Below are 3,039 nucleotides of genomic sequence, written 5' to 3' on the forward strand. Positions count from 1 at the left end.
CGCTTCTTTCGTAAAAACAACTATTTGAAACGTCCGTGAGACCTCCTCGGATAAGAACATTATCTTTCCATCTTATAATCGGCAGGTCGATAAGCCTGAAGTTGTTCGTCAAAAACGTATTTCTGACCATCTTCAGCCTCCATGTAATGCAGGTGTTCATCGCCTTTGAACATCGCTCTTACCTCCACTCCACTCTCAAGACGAATGACTTTCCACCCGCTCTTTTTGACTGGTATGGCGACAACCCACTGCGCCATCCATATAAATAATAAAACGGAGAATAATCTTTTCATGCCATATTTTCTATTTGATGACAAAAATAATGAAAAGATTTTTAAAATCATTGCGAAGATTCAAATAAGAAGTACATAACCATCAAGCACGTACGTTCTCATGCTTTGTGCCTTCAAAACCGTGACAAGAGCATCACGAACGCTCACCAATGGACATCTTTTGAGCTTACAGACCAAAATGTAGGCGGTAGACTACCATTGGGAAAAAGGAGAAATGATATTGTGACACGTACGCTCGTTTGTCAATATCATAAAACATGTACGCGATATTTTTTCGATTGGTGAGGTTAATCAAGTCAATTCCCCACTCCTGTGAGACCTTCTTACCATTCAGTCTACCGCCCAAACGAGTGTCCAATCTGAAGTAAACAGGCATTTGTTCTTGATACCACTGATCGTATTGGTACACCTGGTCGTGAGCCACTTGAGACGCCACCTCGTCAACAGGCGTGTATCTCAAGCCACCCGAGAGCGCCAACTGAGGTGAGGCAAAGAGGGTCCACTTGCTGCTCACAGGCCATTCAAACCCACCAGTGACATTCAGGATGTAACCACCATCAAACACTGTGCTGAATTCATGGTTGAGTACTGGGTCGGTATAGCGTGAGCGATAGAGGGTGCCGGACATCAAGAAGAAATAATTTTTGCTGAAGAATTTTTCCACCGTAAGTTCAAGTCCATAGTTTCGTCCCCTGCCAATATTGCGAAGTCCGGCGATGCGTTCCATGGAGTTTTCGCCTGCTCCATAATTGAGTAGCGACACTCCATAGGCTTTGTTCTCAGCCGCAATATCAAAAAGCCATTGATAATATAGTTCTGTATGCACACGCCAATCCTTGTTAATTTGGTAGTTGTGCGAGAGGTTTGCATGCCAACTCTTGGAAAAACCCAAGTGATGATTGCTGTCCGAATAATGACCATCGGCCTCTCTGACAAAGAAAAAAGTGTGCGGAGGCAACTGACTGTAAAGGCCTCCTGCGAGGCCAATGGTGTGATGGGTACCAAGTTTTAACTCAGCAGCAGCGCGTGGTTCCAAAGCATAGTTACCATTCAGGGGCAAATAACTGCCATGTACGCCTGCAGTGACAGTAAAAGCATCGCTGAACAAATGTTGATACTGCGCATAAGCGCGATAAAGTGATAATGTGCTTCTATCGTCATTGAGGGGATAGGGTGTATCTTCCACCTCATTGAACACATTGAGATAATATTGATCGACAACCGTACCCACATAAAGATTGTCGTGATGCGTGGATAATCGATGACGGATATCGGCCGAAAACGAGAGTTTGTGTTCCTTGGTAAGATCCGTAAAAATCATTTTAAAGTCTTCTTGATTAGCCAATTTCTTATTGTACACTCTCATCTTTATATCATTATAGTTCCAAGAAAGTGTGGCATGAAGATCGGTCCGAGCAGCCAGTTGGCCATGATAGACCATACCTAACAATGCCAAGCCACTGCGTAAGTTAACCTTTTGGTCAAACGATAGATTGTCAACTTGCACGGTCGTACCCGCCCCGGAGAGTTCTGATGTCTTGAGATGAATGCTACTTGTACCTACAATGCCAATCAATGAAAGCGTGTGACCCTCATGGATGCGCCAATCTATCTTGGTTGTTAGGTCTTGATATCTTGGGACAACAGCCATGGATTTACCGAAAATCTTCATAGCATAGCTTGCCAACTCTGGGATGGAATAACGATAAGAGGCAAGATAGGTCATCGAACCATCCTTGTTCATCGGCCCCTCTGTCATGAGTTCGGCTCCATTATAGCCCATCTGGAAACGCATTTGGTGGTTGTTGGGATTGCCTTTTCTCAGATTCAAATCAAAGATTGCCGCAAGTGCATTGCCTTTTGTTGCCTGCCAACCGCCCAACAAAAAGTCAGAGTTGGTAACAACATTCATATTAAGGGCAGTTACCTGTCCAGCTGTCATTCCCAATCCGGCGTTGAAATGGTTAGGATTTGGAATTTCAATCCCATCCAATCGATATTGCACCCCTAATGATGAGTTGCCTCTCACCACAATCTCATTACGCGAATCATTGATGGGCATCACGCCTGCAAAGCTCCTCACCATCCTGCTTGGATCGCCTAACGAACCCGCATAACGCTCTGTTTCTTCCACACTAAAGCTGCGAGCACCTGCATAGGCAAGCGGCTGTAGGGGCCGAGCTTTGTTGTAATATCGCTTCACCTCTACGCCCTTTAGATTATAAGTGGCAGACTCCAGTTTGACATCAAGCGACACTTCTTCACCCATAACCAACAACAAACTAATCTCCTTGTCCTGGTAGCCCACTGAACTGGCCCGCAAAACTTGCCTACCCAACGGAACGTGTAGTTCAAAACGACCCGCTTTATCTGTGGTTTGGGTGATTGAAGGCTCCGCGTTTACAATGCTCAAACTAACATCAGCCAACGGGTTTCCATGAATGTCCGTCACCCTACCCAATACCTTTTGCGTTCTGTTTCCTTGTGCCATGATGGACATGGAAACAACTAACAACAGCATACAAGTGCCAATCCACCTTTTCATCATACGATAGTTATAAGATTTGTTCGCGCCAAAATTAATTATATCATATTACAAACCTGTTAAAATCCCACCAATTAATCATGAATGTTCACTACTTTCTCATTGAAGTTTTGCTGAATTTAGCAATCGAGTAGGAGGTAAACACTAATCATAGGTGTTTATTTCCTACTTTCGTGTTCACCGACCTCTCACACCACCGTA

At 44.3% G+C, this 3,039-nt stretch carries 2 protein-coding genes; both read right to left on the minus strand.

The genetic code is table 11. The features are described 5' to 3' along the window. Positions 1-59: 59 nt before the first annotated feature. Positions 60-293, minus strand: coding sequence for a hypothetical protein (locus DEM91_RS12285; protein WP_249859097.1), 234 nt, complete (start codon positions 291-293; stop codon positions 60-62). Between the two features lie 166 nt (positions 294-459). Further along, the gene (locus DEM91_RS12290) at positions 460-2,838 is read right to left on the minus strand and encodes a carboxypeptidase regulatory-like domain-containing protein (RefSeq protein ID WP_249859098.1); all 2,379 of its coding nucleotides are present in this window, start codon (positions 2,836-2,838) and stop codon (positions 460-462) included. Between the last annotated feature and the right edge of the window lie 201 nt (positions 2,839-3,039).

Origin of the sequence: Prevotella sp. TCVGH, from assembly GCF_023522295.1 — a bacterium.
In the GTDB taxonomy this organism is placed as follows: domain Bacteria; phylum Bacteroidota; class Bacteroidia; order Bacteroidales; family Bacteroidaceae; genus Prevotella; species Prevotella timonensis.